Annotated in this window: 15 protein-coding genes; 9 read left to right on the top strand and 6 right to left on the bottom strand. The window is 65.4% G+C overall.

From position 1 onward, the window contains the following. The first annotated feature begins 13 nt into the window (after positions 1-13). Positions 14-556 carry a MarR family winged helix-turn-helix transcriptional regulator gene (locus tag F562_RS0109840; protein ID WP_018156788.1) on the top strand — a complete coding sequence of 181 codons (543 nt, stop codon included), beginning with the start codon at positions 14-16 and terminating at the stop codon, positions 554-556. 51 nt (positions 557-607) lie between these two features. Here the strand turns inward: F562_RS0109840 and F562_RS0109845 are convergent, their stop codons facing one another. The 5 genes from F562_RS0109845 to F562_RS0109865 all read right to left on the bottom strand — a co-directional run bounded on the left by F562_RS0109845 (position 608) and on the right by F562_RS0109865 (position 6,330). Continuing rightward, a complete protein-coding gene (locus F562_RS0109845; protein WP_018156789.1) occupies positions 608-1,750 on the bottom strand; it encodes an FAD-dependent monooxygenase in 1,143 nt (380 codons plus the stop codon). Positions 1,751-1,851: 101 nt separating this feature from the next. Continuing rightward, a complete protein-coding gene (locus tag F562_RS0109850) occupies positions 1,852-2,469 on the bottom strand; it encodes an SRPBCC family protein (RefSeq protein WP_018156790.1) in 618 nt (205 codons plus the stop codon). A gap of 9 nt (positions 2,470-2,478) precedes the next feature. Further along, entirely contained in the window at positions 2,479-4,869 is a 2,391-nt protein-coding gene (locus tag F562_RS0109855) for a xanthine dehydrogenase family protein molybdopterin-binding subunit (RefSeq protein WP_018156791.1), read from the bottom strand. Next, positions 4,866-5,477 carry a (2Fe-2S)-binding protein gene (locus F562_RS0109860; protein WP_018156792.1) on the bottom strand — a complete coding sequence of 204 codons (612 nt, stop codon included), beginning with the start codon at positions 5,475-5,477 and terminating at the stop codon, positions 4,866-4,868. The genes F562_RS0109855 and F562_RS0109860 overlap by 4 nt, the downstream gene beginning before the upstream one ends. Continuing rightward, on the bottom strand, positions 5,470-6,330 hold the full coding sequence (locus tag F562_RS0109865; RefSeq protein WP_018156793.1) for an FAD binding domain-containing protein: 861 nt from the start codon (positions 6,328-6,330) through the stop codon (positions 5,470-5,472). The genes F562_RS0109860 and F562_RS0109865 overlap by 8 nt, the downstream gene beginning before the upstream one ends. Before the next feature lie 377 nt (positions 6,331-6,707). On the opposite strand from F562_RS0109865, the gene F562_RS0109875 reads away from it, so the two are divergent. Then, positions 6,708-7,280: a MarR family winged helix-turn-helix transcriptional regulator gene (locus tag F562_RS0109875; RefSeq protein WP_018156795.1), complete on the top strand. Its 573-nt coding sequence runs from the start codon at positions 6,708-6,710 to the stop codon at positions 7,278-7,280. Between the two features lie 17 nt (positions 7,281-7,297). On the opposite strand, the gene F562_RS0109880 is transcribed toward F562_RS0109875, so the two are convergent. Beyond that, positions 7,298-8,806 carry an aldehyde dehydrogenase gene (locus F562_RS0109880; RefSeq protein ID WP_018156796.1) on the bottom strand — a complete coding sequence of 503 codons (1,509 nt, stop codon included), beginning with the start codon at positions 8,804-8,806 and terminating at the stop codon, positions 7,298-7,300. Positions 8,807-8,982: 176 nt separating this feature from the next. Between F562_RS0109880 and F562_RS0109885 the strand changes: the two genes are divergently transcribed. From F562_RS0109885 to F562_RS0109915, 7 genes are all read left to right on the top strand, one after another. After that, complete coding sequence (locus F562_RS0109885; protein WP_018156797.1) at positions 8,983-9,513, top strand: cupin domain-containing protein; 531 nt, start codon at positions 8,983-8,985, stop codon at positions 9,511-9,513. A 124-nt stretch (positions 9,514-9,637) separates the two neighbouring features. Next, positions 9,638-10,591: a VOC family protein gene (locus tag F562_RS0109890; protein ID WP_040385738.1), complete on the top strand. Its 954-nt coding sequence runs from the start codon at positions 9,638-9,640 to the stop codon at positions 10,589-10,591. 1 nt (position 10,592) lies between these two features. Then, positions 10,593-11,417 carry an aspartate dehydrogenase domain-containing protein gene (locus F562_RS0109895; protein WP_040385299.1) on the top strand — a complete coding sequence of 275 codons (825 nt, stop codon included), beginning with the start codon at positions 10,593-10,595 and terminating at the stop codon, positions 11,415-11,417. Continuing rightward, positions 11,414-12,244: an alpha/beta fold hydrolase gene (locus F562_RS0109900; RefSeq protein ID WP_018156800.1), complete on the top strand. Its 831-nt coding sequence runs from the start codon at positions 11,414-11,416 to the stop codon at positions 12,242-12,244. The genes F562_RS0109895 and F562_RS0109900 overlap by 4 nt, the downstream gene beginning before the upstream one ends. Before the next feature lie 54 nt (positions 12,245-12,298). After that, complete coding sequence (locus tag F562_RS0109905) at positions 12,299-13,093, top strand: SDR family oxidoreductase (protein ID WP_018156801.1); 795 nt, start codon at positions 12,299-12,301, stop codon at positions 13,091-13,093. Positions 13,094-13,109: 16 nt separating this feature from the next. Continuing rightward, complete coding sequence (locus F562_RS18715) at positions 13,110-14,792, top strand: thiamine pyrophosphate-binding protein (protein ID WP_018156802.1); 1,683 nt, start codon at positions 13,110-13,112, stop codon at positions 14,790-14,792. Positions 14,793-14,849: 57 nt separating this feature from the next. Beyond that, positions 14,850-16,253: a sulfatase gene (locus F562_RS0109915; protein WP_018156803.1), complete on the top strand. Its 1,404-nt coding sequence runs from the start codon at positions 14,850-14,852 to the stop codon at positions 16,251-16,253. The last annotated feature ends 9 nt before the right edge of the window (positions 16,254-16,262 follow it).

A 16,262-nucleotide genomic window follows, 5' to 3' on the forward strand; every position in this document is an offset into this window, starting at 1 on the left:
AGTGGAACAGGCGATGAAGCAAGTCAACGCCGGCGACGAAGTCGATCGGATCATCAGCGAGTGGCACATCGAGCGACCCGAGGTGGACGCGTCAAGCATCGGCGTCTTCGGACGCATCAACCGCCTCCAGCCTCTACAACGCGCCGCGACCGCACACCTCCACGAACGGCACGGGCTGAGCGTCGCCGCGTTCGACGTGCTGGCGAGCCTGCGCCGCTCCGGGAAGCCGTACCGCAAGACCGTTGGCGAACTGGCGGCGTCCTCACTGCTGACATCGAGCGCCGTGACCCTGCGCCTGGACAATCTCGAACGTGACGGACTCGTCCGCCGGGTGCGAACTGACGGCGACCGGCGTCAGGTCCACGCAGAACTCACCGATGAGGGGCGCGACCGCATCGATGCGATCTTCGAGGAGCACATCGCACTCGAGCAACGGATGATGGCGGAGCTGACCTCCCGCGAGCAGGCCGAACTGGCTCGGCTACTGCACAAACTCGCCGATTCCGTACGCCGCGAGTCCACCCGCCACCCGAGCCAGACTCAGTCCGATTGGTGACCTGTCCGACGACATCACTGAGGAGCCACTAGCGCTCCGTCGACCTCATGCTCAGGCCGTGCCACCGGCCAGGGGCGTCGCCCAGGCGTCATACCCGTAGACCCAGTCGCCACTACCGGCCTCTTTGAGCCATTCATTGCCGCGCGAGCCGATCTGGATACGGGACGTGCGATCGAGACGCACGGACTGATAGGCGTGCAGTCGATCGGCGATCGGCGCATCGAGTTCGGTGAGCGCGCGCGAGAGCACGACCGCGTCTTCGATCGCCTGACCTGCCCCTTGCGCCATGAACGGCATCATCGGATGACAGGCATCGCCGAGAAGAGTGATGCGATCGGTCGACCAGGTGGGCAGCGGGTCGCGGACATAGAGCGCGGACTTGAGGACCTCGTCCACCGCATCGAGCAGCCCCCGAGCCTCAGGGTGGAAATCGGCATACATGGCCCGCAATTCATCGGCATCGCCGGGGGCCGTCCAGGATTCCTCGGTCCACGAGTCCTGCGGCGCGGTAGCGAAGATAAAAATATCCCGCCCCTCGTTGAGTGGGAAGGTGACGATCTGAGTCTCCGGATTCGGGCCCCACCATTTGGTGAACGCCCCGAGGTTGGGCAGTCCGGCCAAACGCTCGATCGGCACCACGGCGCGGAAGGCCACAACGCCGGTGAACTCCGGGCTTTCCTCACCGAAGATGGCATGACGGACCGCCGAGTGGATGCCATCGGCACCGACGACAACATCGGCGCGGGCCTCGCTGCCGTCCGCGAACCGGAGGGTGACACCGTCGGCATCCTCGGCGAGATCGGTCAGTCGAGCACCGAGACGCAACGACTTCTGGGGAACAACCCGCTCTAGCGCCGTCAGCAGGTCGGCGCGGTGCAAGGTCAGTTGCGGTGACCCATAGCGCTCCTCGGCGACATTGCCCATCTCCAGCCGGGAGGTCTCCTCACCGGTGTCCCAGGTGCGGCTGATCCGAAATGTGGGTCGAGCAGCAGAACGCCTCAGGGCAGCGCCGAGATCGGCACCCAGGCCATCGATCGCGCGTACCGCGTTCGGGGTGAGGTTGATGTCAGCACCCACTCGCGCGAACTGCGGCGCCTGTTCGAAGACCCGAACCGATTGGCCAGCGTGTGCCAGCGCAATGCCTGCCACCAGACCTCCGATGCCTCCACCGACCACTGCAACCGCACCGTGCATCTCATCCCACCATTCCTGTTAGGCCTTGATTTATAAGGCCTAACATAGTTGGGACAACCTACCCCGTCAAGAGTCCCCTGTGCGGCTTTTACGGCGCTCGCTCAGCGGCGACGCAGTCGCCAGATCGCCACCCCAACGACCACCACGGCGGCCACCGGAACAGCCCGCTTCAGCGCCGGAACCAGACCGATATTGCCGAGGTCGAGGGGCTCTGCAGCCGTTCGCGCAACCGGCTGTGAGACCTCGTCTGCGCGGGCGACCGCCTCCCCTGCAGGCGCCGAGCTCAACTCGGAGGCGAGATTAGTCGCAAAGGAGTCAAGCATCCGGCCAGCGACCTCCATCATGATGCCGCGGCCGAACTGAGCAGGCCGCCCAGACAAGGCCAGGTCCGTCTCGACGCGGACCTGGGTTGTGGTCGCGCCCGCAGCCGACAGCGTCGCACTGATCGTCGCTTCGGCGCTGCCGCCACCACGCTGCTCGCCGCCTGTCGCGACCACGATGATCCGCCTCGCCTGCTCGTCGGGATGCAGCGTGCCGGACCCGGCGTACTTGAGGCTCATCGGCCCCAACTTGACCGCCATTTGTCCGGTGAAGTCGGGTCCGTCTAGAGCGTCCAGCGAGGCTCCTGGCAGGCAGGGCACCACCCGAGACAGGTCGGTCAGCACCGCCCATGCTTGGTCAACTCCGGCCGGGATGCAGAACTCATTAGTCAGTTGCACGATCGCTTCCTATTCCTTCGCATCCATAGTGGTTCCGGCGGCCGAGCGCACGAGTTCGCGCACCCGGGCGGGCGTCAGCGGGCACGATCGCACGACGACGCCGAACGGGCGCAGCGCGTCCTCGACAGCGTTGGCAATCGCCGCCGGCGGACCGACGGCACCCCCTTCGCCGAGCCCTTTGACGCCCAGTGTGTTCGTCGGGCTGGGACACGAAATCTCGTCGAGCCGCACGTCGGGAACGCTGGTGGCGGTGGGGATCAGGTAGTCCATGAAGGTTGTCGTCACAGGCTGACCCGCATCGTCGTATTGCATATGCTCAAGGAGCGCCCCACCTAAGCCCTGCACGACACCGCCCACGATCTGAGCGTCGGCAATCATCGGATTCACGATCCGACCAGCCTCGTGGACGACGACGTAGTCCTCAATCTCAACCCGCCCGGTGTGGATATCGACATCGACCACGGCCGCATGCAGGCCTGAGGAGGTCGCGTAGTTCGGAGGCTGGAAGTACGACGTCTCCGACAACGAGTCACGCCCATCGGCATGCGCCCGCATGGGCAGCGAGCGCAGCACCTCGGCCAAACTGAGCGTCTGCTCGGGCGCACCGGCCACGCGAACCCTTCCGTCGACGAGGTCGAGCTTGCCGGAATCGATCTCCAGCAACTCGGCGGCGGCCGTGAGGATCCGCTCCTTGACGAGGACGGCAGCCTGATGGATCGCGTTCCCGGCCGTCACCAGCGCCCGGCTAGCCATGGTGCCGACTCCAAACGGAACGTCAGAGGTGTCGCCGGCAACCACCTCAACGTCCTCGACCCGAACTCCTAGCGCTGCCGCGGCTATCTGCGCGAATGTCGTGCGGTGGCCCTGCCCCTGGGAAGGAGCACCGGTGTGCACCCGAACCCGACCCGAGGGAAGCACCGTCACCTTGCCGCCTTCGAAGGGCCCCAGACCGGTGGCCTCCAGATACATCGAGAAGCCGATTCCGAGGTGGCGGCCATCGGCGCGCGCAGCGACTTGACGCTCACGAAAACCCGACAAGTCGACCAGGTCGCGAATCCGATCGAGCATCTGCGGGTAGTCGCCGGAGTCGTACTCCTGCGGCTCTCCACGTCGGTCCAGGATCCCGGTCAGGTAGGGCATCTCCTCAGGACGAACGACATTACGGCGCCGAACCTCCCAAGGGTCCATGTCCAGTGCGACGGCCAATCTATCGATGGCTCGCTCCATCGCGAAGGTCACCTCGGGGCGGCCGGCACCGCGATACGGCGCAGTGCACATGGTGTGCGTCAACGCCCCGACCGCAACGACCTCCAACGTAGGCACCTTGTAGGGGCCCATCAGGTGGGCCAGCGAGTTGTAGGGCACGACCAGGCCGACCATATTGCGCGAGCCCAGGTTGACGATCATGCGATCCCGCAACCCGAGGATCCGACCCTCCGCGTCGGCAGCGATGTCGACGTGGTGCACCTGCTCGCGGGCGTGCGTGCCCGCCATCAGATTCTCGTTGCGGTCTTCCTGCCAGCGGACCGGTCGGCCCAGGTCGTGGGCAGCGAAGGGGACGAGAACCTCCTCGACGATGAGGATGCCCTTCTGACCAAACCCACCACCAACGTCTACGGACACGACGCGCACCGACTCCGGGTCTAGTTCCAGGGAGGACGCTAGGTGATTGCGCACCCGGTGCGGAGTCTGGGTGTTGGACCAGATCGTCAACGCCCCGGTGAAGGGATCATGGGAGGCGAGCATCCCACGGCATTCCATCGGCGAGGCGACATATCGCTGGGAAGCGAACGTCTCAGAGACGACCACCGCAGCCTGCGCGAACGCTGCGTCGACGTCACCCTTTCCGTGGGCAACCTGGAGACCGATGTTGTCTTCGGCGTCGGTGAGCACCTTGGGGGCGTCGTCAGCCAGTGCGGCTTCCGGGTCAAGAACGGCCGGGAGGTTGTCGTACTCAACTTCGATCAACTCGAGTGCGTCTTCTGCGAGATAACGAGACTCGGCGATCACCATGGCCACCGGCTGCCCGACGTAGACCACCTCGTCGACAGCGAGCAGGGGGCTGGGCTGAACCCGCACTATCGGATCGAGCTGGTTCAAGATGCCCTCCGGGATGCGCAGCTCCTCGGTGTTGACCAGCGGTTCGACACGTGCTGCGATCTGTGCTCCGTCGTACACCGCGACCACGCCTGGCGACGCACGGGCGGCAGCGATGTCGATGCGGGTGATGTGCGCGTGGGCCACCGGGCTGCGCAAGAACGCGACCTCGAGTGCACCGTCGACCCGGAGGTCATCGACGAAACGCCCCTGGCCACGGAGCAGACGTTCGTCCTCGACGCGGGGCACGCTGCGCCCGAGAATGCCGTCACCGATCGCGGCGCCGGATCCGTACATGCTCATCGTGATCCGTCCTGGGTGTTGTTTTCCTCAGCGCTGCGGTCGGACGAACAGGGCGGCGCGGCGTCTTCGGCGCCGCCGAGGAGCGCACGACAAGCCGCTTTCTTGATGTTGAGATAGCCGGTGCACCGACACAGGTTGCCGTCAAGTTGTTCGGTGACCGCAGTCTCGTCGAGATCATCCTCGCCCTCAAGCGAAGCTAACGACATCAGGAATCCTGGGGTGCAGAAGCCGCATTGCATCCCGTGCTCCTCGTGGAAGGCGCGCTGCAGGTCGGTCAGCGGAGCATCGCCGGGTGCCAAGTCCTCCACCGTGCGGATGCTGGCGCCATCGACCTGGACGGCGAAGGCGAGGCAGGATCGCGAGGCGTGCCCATCAATGATCACGGTGCACGCCCCACATGAACCCTGCTCACACCCGACGTGGGTGCCGGTGAGCCGGAGGCGATGACGAAGGAAGTCGACCAGCAGGAGCCGCGACTCGACCATGGCCCGCACGGGCTGGCCGTTGATTTCCAGCCCAATTTCGTGCCAGGTCGAAGGCTCGGCCAACGGCGGCAAGTCGGCATCCCAGCGGGGCGGCCGGACGATGGAGTCACGGATCTCAGGCACAGCAGCGCTCCCAGGCAGTCGTGATCGCAGAAGTTGCGAGTCGGCCGGCGATCTCGATGCGAAAGGCTCCGGCCGCGTGGACGTCATCAGGGGGGTCGAGTTCGGTGGCGACCTTGGCCACGGCAGCCCTCAGGTTGTCGTCGTTTAATGGTCCGCCGGTGAGCATTGCCTCAGCGGCCTGACTCCGCGCCGGAGTCCCGGCGACGCCGAAAAAGACCACGCGGCAGGAGTCGATCGCTGCCCCCGCGCCGTCCATAGCGACGGCCACCCCAGCCGTCGCGAAGTCGCCACGGCGAGTAGCGAACTCCTCGAACGCCCAGCCACGCGCGGCGCTGGGAAAGGTCACCTCGGTCACCAATTCATCCTCTTCTAGCGTCGTCATGAACGGCCCCACGAAGAAGTCCCTGGCCGCGATCTTCCGCTCGCCCCGCCGCGAGACCGCGACGACCGTGGCGTCGAGGGCCACCGCGGCAGCGGGAAGCTCAGCCGCCGAGTCGGCATGCGCGATACTGCCGCACACGGTGCCGCGGCTGCGGATCTGGGGGTGGCCGATGTGGCTGAGCGCCGCCTGCAGCAGGGGCCATCGGGCACCGACCTGCTCATCGGCTAGCACTGCCGCCTGCCGTACGCCCGCTCCAACATGCAGATGCCCCTCGTCATCGATCTCGAGTCGCCGCAACTGCTCGATGCGGCAAATGTCGACGAGGACCTCCGGGTGACCCATCCGCAGATTCATCACCGGGATCAGGGACTGACCGCCAGCCAAAACCTTGACGTCACGCTCAGCGGCCAAGGCGTTCAGGGCCTCGTCCAATGTCATCGGTGCGACGTAGTCGAAGGGCGCCGGTTTCATGCCCCGACCCCAGGCGATGTCGGCGCGAAGCGCTCCGCTTCCTCTTCAGCCATACTCTTCCGTCGCTCCTTCGCACCAAGCGAAGCCCGGTGCTCGATCTCGGTGACATTGCACAAATCCGAGCCACGCAAGTCGTGACAACGGCGCGTCGTCACGGGGTAACCCTCATCGCTGAGGCCCATCCCTCCCGTAACAGGGGATTCCTCACAAGACTGGTGTCTTGTCACTAAGAAGTCAAGCGCTAAGAGAGATTACCTGTGAGCATGCTCGTTGGCAGCCTCGTGTTTCGAACGTCGAACTGTGCCACACTCGTCCAACGTTGCGCCTTCACCGCTACCGATGAAGACAGATTGCCTTAGAACTCAGAGGACAGAACCATGGTGCAAGAACGAGCGAAGCGATCCTCAGATCTGGTCGATCTCATCGTCGACCAATGGACCCGAGAACTCCCCGACCTCGACGTCAGTAGTGTCAACGTGTTGGGCCGTCTGCACCGTTGCGACATTCGCTATCAGGCCATGGTCAGCGCCGTACTCGAGGAGTTCAATCTGAGCACCGCGGCGTTCGACGTGCTTGCCTCGCTGCGCCGCAGCAGCCCCGACTACCGTCGCACGGCAGGGCAGTTGGCCCAGATCGGGCTGATCAGCTCGGGTGGGCTGACTCAACGCATCGATCGGCTGGAACGTTCCGGCCTGGTCCGGCGAGTGCGTGATGCCAATGACCGCCGCGTGGTCGACATCGAACTCACCGACGAAGGCCGCTCGCTGATCGACACCGTGCTGAAGCAGCACTTCGCCGAGCAAAACAGATTCCTGGTCGGACTCACCCGCAGCGAGCAAAAGCAGCTCAGCCAGTTGCTGTCCAAGCTCGAGGTGTCGCTCGAAGTCGCCGAGAGGCTGCGTGCCGACAGCGATCCGACGCCGGCAGAACCCGGCTCCCCCGAGCGGTAGGACCGGGAGGCATCCCGTCAGCCGCGGACCCACGGTAGCGGCTCGCCCGTGAGATCCCAGAAGATGCTCTTCTGGCGCATGTAGGACGAGATCCCGTCGCGCCCTTTCTCCGTGCCCAGGCCACTTGCCTTGTGGCCACTGAAGGGAGTGGAGATGCTGAACTGCTTGTAGGTGTTGATCCACACCGTACCGGCGTCGACTGCCCGCGCGATTCGGTAGGCACGCCGATAGTCGGCAGTCCAGATGCCGCAAGCGAGCCCAAACTCGTTGTCATTGGCCTGCGCTAGCAGATCCTCCTCGTCCGAGAACGGCAGCACCACTGCCACCGGACCGAAGATCTCCTCACGGCAGATCGCGTCGGCATTCGTCACTCCGGCGAGAATTGTCGGCAGGTAGTACGCACCATCAGCCAGGGCCGGGTCATTGGGTACCGCTCCCCCCGTCAGCACCTGCGCACCGGCAGCGACAGCCTCTGCCACCATCCCGGCGACCTGGTCACGATGCGCATGGTGGACCAGTGGCGCGACCTCAGTAGCCGGATCGGTGCCGGGCCCGACCCTTAGCCGCTCGGTCGCCGCCACGAGACGCTCGAGAACCTCGGTATACACGGAGCCATGGATGAAGACGCGGGAGCCCGCGATACAACTCTGCCCGCTGGACGAAAAGATCCCATAAAGGATCCCCGACACGGCCTGGTCGATATCGGCGTCGGGGAACACGATCGTCGGGGACTTACCTCCGAGTTCGAGGGTGAGCGGCATGATCTTGTCCGCCGCAACTCGGCCGATCGTTCGTCCGGTCGCGGTACCGCCGGTGAACGACACCTTGCCCACCTGTGGATGCGCAACGATCGCGTTGCCGACGGTGGAGCCTGGGCCGGGAAGCACCGACAACAATCCGGCCGGCAGACCAGCCTCCTGGCAGAGCCGACCGAGCAGGAGAGAAGTGAGCGGCGCCCAGACCGGCGGCTTCAGCACAACAGCGTTTCCCGCGGCCAGCGCGGGAGCGACCTTCTGCGCGTCGGAGGCAATCGGTGAGTTCCACGGGGTGATCGCCCCGACAACGCCGTACGGCTCGTGGGCGGTCATGGTCAAACTGCCGCCGCGCCGCGGGGGCATAGCCTCCTCCATAGTCTCGAGGGCGGCTGCCATGTAGCGAAAGGTGCCCGCCGCACTGACTGCCAGGGCGCGCGTCTCGGCGCGGGTTTTTCCGGTATCGGCCGTCTGCACGGCGGAGATCAGATCCGCATGCCGATCGATCGTCTCGCCGATCCGGTGCAGGATTGCGGCGCGCTGGTGCGCCAGTAGATCACGCCAACTCGGGTCCTGCGAGGCCTTCAAGCCGCGCCGAACCGCTTCGTCGACATTCTCGATCGACGCGCCGTGGAAACGATGGACCACCCGACCTGTTGCAGGATCGCGACTCTCGACCAGTTCACCGCCACCCGTGCGCCAGGTGCCGCCGACCAGGATCTCATCACGTGCCTCGGCGAACGGATCTGATGGGTCCTCAACTATCCGGTCCATGGGCGACCTCTCCTTAGTTCAACGAGGTTGCTCGTGGCTCGCGTTCATGCTCACCCGCGCAATACCTGCTCTCGGCCCGGGTAATCGAGATTTCTCAGTCAGGGACTTGACCTCACCCAGGAACAAGCATCATAGTACTAAGTATCTTAGACATGAGACAATCGAGAGGAACAAAAATGACCACCACCCCGAACTCGGTCGACAACCACGCCGAACTCGAGGAGTTGATTGACACCTGCACGGCCACCAAGGCGAGCCGTTACGAGGACTGGGACACCTTGGCGTTCCAGGCCGAGAAGGGCGGCGAGAAGTTCCGTCGGGCTCAAATCCGCTACATCGGCTCTGGCGCCACGGGCAACCACGACGGCGACAGCCGCAGCCTCCCCTCCGAGGGGTTTACCTTCTCCAACATGCTCCTTCCCTCGGGCTGCGTCGGGCCCGAGCACACCCACCACGACGTCGAGGAGGCCTTCTTCGTCCTCGAGGGTGAAGTGGAGTTCACGGTCCACGACGTCGAGGACGGCACCAAGACCGCTAGTCGCGTCCTCGGTTACCGCGACCTGATCCGCGTTCCGGCAGGCGTTCCGCGCAGCCTGAAGACCGTCAGCGACACTGACGCACTCATCTGCGTGATCATCGGCGCCCAGAAGCCGCAACTGCCGACGTATCCGGAAACCTCAGAGATGTACGGCGTCACCCGCGATTGATCGGCCTCGAAGGTGGCGAGAAACGCCAGTCGGCAGGCACCGTAGTACGTGCCTGGGCAGCAAGTGCCTGGGCAGCACGCCCGCCCTGGGCTGCCCTGAGCGCAGGGACGAGAGAGGAATGAACATGACCCAGAACTTGGTGATCAACCCGGGCCCACCGGTCGCCTCGCCGCGATCGCTGCGCTCCGTCGCGCTCTTAGTGCCTGACCCGAAGGCGTCGATCGACTTCTACACCGAGTCGTGGGGATTGAGCGCCGTCGACCGCGGGGACGACGTCGCCTGGCTTCGTGGCACCGGCGAGGAACACCACATCCTTCAGATCGGACACCACGAGCAGAACGCGCTCGGGCGCATCGTCCTGGCCCTCGGCACCCGCCGCGAGGTCGACGATGCCGCCCGCGCGCTGGAGTCTCTGGGGGTGCCGATCGTGCACGAGCCCGGGCCCCTTGATGACGCCGCCGGTGGATACGGAGTCCAGTTTGTCGACCCGGAAGGCCGCCTGATCGAACTGTCGGTCGAACGCTTCGCCGTCACGGCGAGGGACACCAATGGCCGCGAGGCGATCCCGCGTAAGGTCGCGCACGTCGTGCTCAACACAGTCGACATCGACGCGGCCTGCGCGTTCTATACAGAAGTCCTCGGCATGCGGATCTCCGACTGGTCGGAGCACCAGATGGCATTCCTGCGCTGCAACAGCGATCACCACGTGATTGCCTTCAACCAGGCGCCCTGGACCTCCGTCAACCACGTCGCATACGAGATGCCGACTGTCGACCACTTCATGCGCGGCATCGGCAAGCTCAAGCAGACCGGCATCGCTCCCGAGTGGGGTCCGGGACGTCACGGTCCCGGCGATAACACGTTCTCCTATTTCACCGACCCCGCTGGGCTGGTCTGTGAATACACCTCCGAGGTCGCCCAGGTCGAGGAGGACACCTGGCTGTGCCGAGTCTGGCAGCGCACGCCTGAATTGTCTGACCAATGGGGTACTGCCGGCCCGCCGACCGAGAAGATCCGCACCCATATGGCTGGCACACCGGACGCTGGGCATCTCGCACGTCTCTCCGCGACAGCCTGAGATGTCAGCAACCCACGTTCCCGAAGGAGACAGCGGCTCGCGAGACCTACGCATCGCGGTGCTCGGCAAGGGTGCGATCGGCGGCCCCGTCGCTGCGGCGATCAAGGCCGGACACGTCACCGGTGCTCGACTGGTCGCGGTCGTTGATTCCCAAGGTGTCACAACACCCGACGACTCCCCCATCTCACTCGGCGAGCTAAACCGCCGCGCCGATCTTGTGGTCGAGGCCGCCGGGCAAAAGGTGCTCGCCGAGATCGGGCCACGGGTCATCGCCGAGGGGCTCGACCTCCTGGTCCTGTCGATCGGCGCGATGGCCGATGAGAACCTTCGCCGCACACTGTCCAGCGGACCTGGACGCCTCTATCTTTCGACGGGTGCGATCGGAGGGCTAGACCTGCTTCGCGCGGTCGCCGACGCGGGGACACTCGAGCAGGTGACCATCGCGACGACCAAGCAGCCACGAACCTTGCTGCAGGACTGGATGGACGACGAGCAGCGCGCCGCGATCCTGGATAGCAGCGGCCGCACCGAGGTGTTGCGGAGCACGCCACAACGCGTCGCAACGGCCTTCCCCAAGTCAGCTAATGTCGCGATGGCCGTCGCCACCGCTGCCGACGACTCCGCGAAGGTGGAGGCCGTCGTGTATGCCGACCCCACCTGCACCGTGACCACGCACGAACTCAGCGTGCGTTCGAGCACGGGCAACTACTGGTTCCAGATCAAGAATCTGCCCTCTCCCGACAATCCGGCCACCTCGAGCCTGGTCCCGTTTGCGGTCCTCCGTGCGTTGCAGGATCTCGCTGGTCGACGAGAGACCCTCATATGACCCTGCGTCTCCTGCGCGATCTCGACGGCATCGCCGTCGAGATACACGAAGCCACGAATGAACGTTCTGCCGTGCCGGTGCTCCTCCTGCACGGGATTGGCGGGAGCGCCGCGACCTTCTCCGGTGTCGCGCCGCAACTGGCCGCGGCCGGATGGCGCACCCTTGCCTGGGACGCTCCCGGTTACGGTGCCTCGCGTGATCCTGAATCCGCCGTCACCGGCGAGGACTCCCCCGGTGCGTATGTCGACCTCGTGGGCGGCCTGTTAAGTGCGCTCGGGGCACCCCGCGTACACATTGCCGGAGTCTCATGGGGTGGAGTGATTGCAACCCACGTGGCCATACGGCACCCCGATCTGATCGCCTCCCTCACCCTGATCGACTCCACGCGGGGCTCGAGCGTCACACCCGAACGGGCCGCTTCGATGCGTGAGCGGGTTAGCGAGCTCGCCGATCTCGGCGGAGAGGCATTCGCTGCGCGGCGGGCGCCTCGACTGCTAGCCGCCGAGGCAGAGACCGCTGTACTGAACGAGGTCACCCGGCAGATGGCAGCCGTTCGACCTCCCGGCTATGCCGGTGCCGCCGAGATGATGGCCCAGAGCGACACCGGCCCTCACCTTTCACAGGTCTCCGTCCCGACCCTGGTGGTCGTCGGGGACGAGGACCGCGTGACCGGCGTCGAGGAATCGCGCCTTCTGGCACGCGAGATCCACCGAGCTGAGTTCGCGCTGATCAAGCGCGCGGGCCACGCCGCCATCCAAGAACGTCCCGAGGAGATCGCGTCCGTCATGGACAGTTTTCTCACCCAGGCAGACAGCATGTCGTCCTGACTCAAGGCAAGCCCCGCCCAGCCCACGCTCAAACCTGCACAGAGGAGATATCCCATGGACCTCGGACTCCGCGACCGCGTTGTCGTAGTCACCGGCGCCAGTTCCGGCGTCGGGCTGGCCACTGCCCACATGCTGCTGGCCGAGGGCGCCCACGTCGCTGGCTGCGCCCGCGACACCGAACGTCTGGAGAAGGTGCTCACCGAGGCACGGCAGGTCTCAGGGAGTAGATCGCGTGTGCACGCCGTGGGCGGTGATGTGACAGACGCCGCGTCCATGCAGTCCTTCGTCGCGTCGACCGTCGCCGAGCTCGGCGCCGTCGACGCAGTGGTGTGCAACGCCGGCCGGTCCCTAATGGCGAGCATCGACGACACCACGGACGAGCAGATCCGTGACGAATTCGAACTCAAACTGTTCAGCGTCCTCAACATCGTTCGGGCAGCCAAACCCCACCTCGCCAGGTCCGATGTCGGGGCCGTCGTTGCCGTGAACGCCATCCTCGCCCGGCAGCCCGAGCCCCGGTTAGCGATTACCTCCGCTGCCCGGGCCGCGCTGCTAAACCTCACGACGACGCTGAGCCACACTTTGGCGGCGGACGACATCCGGATCAACTCGGTACTACTCGGCCTGATCGATACCGGGCAGTGGACCCGGAGGTTTCACGAAGCCGGGACCGACCAGTCCTACGCAGCCTGGTCGGGTGATCTGGCCGCAGAACGCGGCGTCGACCTCGGCCGCCTCGGAACCGCCGACGAGGTCGCCTGGCCCATCGTCTCGCTGCTCTCACCGCTGTCCGGCTATACAACCGGCGCCTGCCTCGACGTCGGTGGCGGCGTCGCTCGCTATGTCTGACCCTCAGGAGCCCGCAATGACCGACCTAACCCTCCCGACCGGCGGCGACGTCCTCGTCGACGTCATGCGCGCCCACGGCGTCGACGTCGCTTTCGGGGTGGTGAGCATTCACAACCTCCCACTGGTCGAGGCCGTCGATCGCGACCTGCGTTTCGTGCCGGTACGTCACGAAGCTGCCGCCGTCAACGCCGCCGACGGCTACGCACGCGCCACCGGCAAGTTCGGGGTGGCCATCACCAGTACCGGCACCGGCGCCGGCAACGCAGCCGGGTCCATGCTGGAGGCGCTCTCGGCCGGCAGCCGCGTGCTGCACATCACCGGTCAGATCGACAGCGAGTTCCTCGACTCCGGGCGCGGCGTCATCCACGAGGTGCCTCACCAGTTGCAAATGCTGCAGGCGATCTCCCGGTTCGCCGCGAGGATCGAACAAGTCGACGGGGCGCGTGCAGTCCTCGAATCGGCAATCGCCAATCTCATGTCCTTACCCCACGCGCCGGCGAGTATCGAGTGGCCGATCGATTTCCAATACCTCGCCGACCCTGCTGACCAAGTCGCCCCGACCGTCACCGAGGCCAGCGCACGGGTAGCCACGACGGCTGAGATCGAGTCCGCTGCCGCGCTACTGCGCAGTGCGTCGCGACCGCTGGTGTGGGCGGGCGGAGGTGCCCGCGCGATCGGGGAGCCTCTTCGCCAGCTGGTCGAGGCGCTCGGCGCCGGTCTCCTCACCAGCAACGCAGGCCGCGGCTCGGTACCGGAGGACCATCCCCTGGTACTCGGCAACTACGCATCCAACCCCGGATTGGACGAGTTGATCGGCGACGCCGACCTCCTGATGTCAATCGGCACCCACTTCCGCTCCAACGAAACCCGCAGTTATCACCTGACGCTGCCTGTCCCGCACCTCGCGATCGACATCGACCCGGCCGCTATTGGCCGAGTGTTTCCAGCCGACCTCGGTCTCTGCTGCGACGCTGCGGTCGCCGTGCGGCAACTGTTGGAAGCGCTCGGCGCCGGTGCCGCCGAGCGCGCGGAACCGGGTTGGACCGATCGAGTGAGGGCGACCCGCGAGGCGGTGCGCACGACCCAGCGCGACGAGATCGGCGCCTATGCCGACATCTGCTCGGCGATGGAACAGGTGCTGCCCACTGGATCCGTCATTGCTCGGGACGTCACCATTCCATCGAGCTCCTGGGGCAACCGCTTGCTGCCCATCCTGGACCCGCGATCCAACATCTTCCCGCTCGGCGGAGGCATCGGTCAGGGCCTGGCCATGGGGATCGGCGCGGCCATCGGTCGCCCCGACGTGCCAACCCTCGTGATGGTCGGCGACGGTGGTCTGGCCGTCCATCTGGGCGAGATGGCCACCCTGGCGGGGGAATCTCCATGGTGCATCGTGGTGATCTTCAACGACGGCGGATATGGCGTCCTTCGCAACCTTCAGGAAGCGAACGTAGGTCAGCGGCACGGAGTTGACCTATTCACGCCCGACTTCAGGACCTTCGCCGCATCGCTCGCCCTGCCCTACGCACTCACCCGTGATGCCAGCGAGTTCGGCAGTGCGCTGCGCAAAGCGGTCGACCTGCGCAGCCCGATGGTGATCGAGGTCGACGTCACTGCACTCGATCCCGCACCCAAACCGTTCGTGCCGCCCGTCCACGTCCCCGATCGTCCAGCGGGCCCAGCGTCACGCGATACATAAGGGTGAGTGCGCCAGGCCCACGTAAACTCTGGAGACTACGGCGAGAACAACGGAGAAATGGTGAGCACAGCACCCAATGTCGTGTTGATCCTCGTCGACGATCTGGGGTGGACCGACCTCACCTGCTACGACTCAAGGTTCTACGAGACGCCGAATATCGATGCACTCGCTGAGACCGGGGTGCGATTCACCAACGCGTATGCAGCGTCACCGGTGTGTTCGCCTTCGCGCGCTTCGTTGATGACCGGCAAGTACCCGGCGCGCGTTGGAATCACCGACTGGATCGGCGGGCAGGGAGTGGGGCAGCTGAGCGACGTGCCCTATTTTCATGGGTTACCGGAGAACGAATACAGCCTTGCGCGGGCGTTCGGCGACGGCGGCTACCGCACGTGGCATGTTGGTAAGTGGCACCTCGGTGAGGGCTCATCGAGCCCGGAGGCACACGGCTTCGACGTCAACATCGGTGGCTGCGACATCGGGTCGCCGTCTAGTTATTTCAGCCCGTACGCGATCCCAACGTTGCCCGATGGCCCGCAGGGCGAGTACCTGACCACACGCCTTACCGATGAGGCGGTGGAGTTGATCAACAACCACGATCAGAGCCGCCCGTTCTTCCTCAACCTCTGGCACTACACGGTGCACATGCCCGCGCAGGCGCCCGAAGGCCTGGTGCAGAAGTACCGCAACAAGGCTGAACGGCTCGGCTTGCCGATCGATGCCATCGAGCCTGGCGAGGACATGACGGCGTGGCATCTGGCCGGGCGGCGGGTGATGCGCCGCACGCTGCAGTCAGACCCGACCTACGCGGCGATGGTCGAAACCCTCGACGACAGTGTCGGTGCGGTGGTCGAAGCACTTCGAGACACGGGCCAACTAGAGAACACAGTCATCGTCCTCACCTCGGACAACGGCGGACTTTCGACCGCGGAGGGGTCGCCCACCTGCAATGCCCCACTCTCCGAGGGCAAGGGCTGGATGGTGGACGGCGGAGTGCGGGTGCCATTGATCGTCAGCTATCCAGGTGTTGCGATCCCGAGCGCGACCGGTGCGCTCACCACCACCCCGGACCTGTACCCAACACTGCTTGGCCTGGCAAAGATCGAACCGCTGGCGAACCAGGCTTCCGATGGTGTCGACCTGATCGATGTGTTAGGAGGTGGGGATTTCGAGCGCGGCCCGATCTTCTGGCACTACCCCCACTACTCCAATCAGGGCGGAACCCCCGGCGCAGGGGTTCGCGAGGGCGACTGGAAGTTGATCCGGTTCTTCGAGGATGGCAAGGAGTCGCTGTTCAACCTCGCCGACGACCCGGCCGAGCACCATGATCAGCGCGCTCATCACCCCGAGATCGCCCAGCGGCTGAGTACGCTGCTCGACGATTGGTCGGCCGATGTGGCTGCGCTCGTTCCGCGCCGCAACTCTGCGGGCCCACGGCCGTGGCCACAGCGACGGGCAGATTGACCGTTTCCG

Source organism: Demetria terragena DSM 11295, from assembly GCF_000376825.1.
Taxonomy (GTDB): domain Bacteria; phylum Actinomycetota; class Actinomycetes; order Actinomycetales; family Dermatophilaceae; genus Demetria; species Demetria terragena.

Excerpts from the sequence above, each read along its gene's own strand:
- F562_RS0109840 (WP_018156788.1), top strand. The coding sequence starts at position 14 with ATGAAGCAAGTCAACGCCGGCGACGAAGTCGATCGGATCATCAGCGAG.
- F562_RS0109845 (WP_018156789.1), bottom strand. The coding sequence starts at position 1,750 with ATGCACGGTGCGGTTGCAGTGGTCGGTGGAGGCATCGGAGGTCTGGTG.
- F562_RS0109855 (WP_018156791.1), bottom strand. The coding sequence starts at position 4,869 with ATGAGCATGTACGGATCCGGCGCCGCGATCGGTGACGGCATTCTCGGG.
- F562_RS0109865 (WP_018156793.1), bottom strand. The coding sequence starts at position 6,330 with ATGAAACCGGCGCCCTTCGACTACGTCGCACCGATGACATTGGACGAG.
- F562_RS0109875 (WP_018156795.1), top strand. The coding sequence starts at position 6,708 with ATGGTGCAAGAACGAGCGAAGCGATCCTCAGATCTGGTCGATCTCATC.
- F562_RS0109880 (WP_018156796.1), bottom strand. The coding sequence starts at position 8,806 with ATGGACCGGATAGTTGAGGACCCATCAGATCCGTTCGCCGAGGCACGT.
- F562_RS0109885 (WP_018156797.1), top strand. The coding sequence starts at position 8,983 with ATGACCACCACCCCGAACTCGGTCGACAACCACGCCGAACTCGAGGAG.
- F562_RS0109890 (WP_040385738.1), top strand. The coding sequence starts at position 9,638 with ATGACCCAGAACTTGGTGATCAACCCGGGCCCACCGGTCGCCTCGCCG.
- F562_RS0109895 (WP_040385299.1), top strand. The coding sequence starts at position 10,593 with ATGTCAGCAACCCACGTTCCCGAAGGAGACAGCGGCTCGCGAGACCTA.
- F562_RS0109900 (WP_018156800.1), top strand. The coding sequence starts at position 11,414 with ATGACCCTGCGTCTCCTGCGCGATCTCGACGGCATCGCCGTCGAGATA.
- F562_RS0109905 (WP_018156801.1), top strand. The coding sequence starts at position 12,299 with ATGGACCTCGGACTCCGCGACCGCGTTGTCGTAGTCACCGGCGCCAGT.
- F562_RS18715 (WP_018156802.1), top strand. The coding sequence starts at position 13,110 with ATGACCGACCTAACCCTCCCGACCGGCGGCGACGTCCTCGTCGACGTC.
- F562_RS0109915 (WP_018156803.1), top strand. The coding sequence starts at position 14,850 with ATGGTGAGCACAGCACCCAATGTCGTGTTGATCCTCGTCGACGATCTG.